At 47.3% G+C, this 847-nt stretch carries 1 protein-coding gene and 1 pseudogene; both read right to left on the minus strand.

The window, feature by feature from the left end; all coding sequences use genetic code 11:
* A partial coding sequence (locus R7044_RS24750; RefSeq protein WP_225455940.1) for an ECF-type sigma factor occupies positions 1–438 on the minus strand: 438 nt, incomplete at its 3' end.
* 2 nt (positions 439–440) lie between these two features.
* Positions 441–847, minus strand: a pseudogene (locus tag R7044_RS24755) (chromosome partitioning protein ParA); the annotation flags it as partial.

Raw genomic sequence — 847 nt, forward strand, 5'->3', positions numbered from 1 at the left:
GCTCGATTGGCGTGGATAGCGGCTACTGAAACTATCCAGAGCTTTATCCATGATAATCAATTGCTCGAAACGATCTTCTTCATCTCTCATCAATGTAATGTGTTGACGCTTTTGTGCTTGGTGCGAGCGTGCGTTATCGATCAAGATTTGACGCATCACTTTGGCGGCCATCAAAAAGAAATCGCGCTTTGTTTCAATTTCACTCATGTCGCAGTTGGACATTTTCAGGTAAGCATCATGAATTAATGCCGTGGTGCTGTTGACGCTGTCTGCCAGTACTTTGTTGTTGGTGCCGTACTTTTCTGCATTTCGTTCACGCTCATGTTGGGCGATCTTACGCAACTGTAAATAAGCAAACTGATAGAGCTCGCTCTCAGCTCGTTTATCACCAGATTGCCATTGTTGAATGATTTGTGTCAGTGCTACTGCTGTTGCCATGGTTATACATCCTCGCTCACTTTGACAAATTCAGAAATCGTATGCGTTTCAATATGATCAGAACCATCTCGGTTGCGACTAACGTTCTGTTGGTAGCGATACAAAATGCCTTGCTCCCAGTTGGCTCCCGCCGGTAAGTATTCCCATGTGGTGTAGTTGATTTCTGCCGGAGTGGTTGACCAGCGCACCATGATGTTCATTTGCGCCAAATTGGCTTTCGGTTCGTCATTGTTTACCCACCACATATCGGCAAACTCGCGGGTGACATCTTGGGTGTATAGGCTTGCATCGGTTGGGCAGGTCTCGGCGCTGCGTGGCAATCGCATCACTTGTTGGTGGCGCATTAACAGACACGATTGTGTCATGGATTGCTGGCGGTATTGGGTTTGCTGCCACACTCCGAGGTAGT

This window comes from Vibrio sp. 1402, assembly GCF_033340275.1.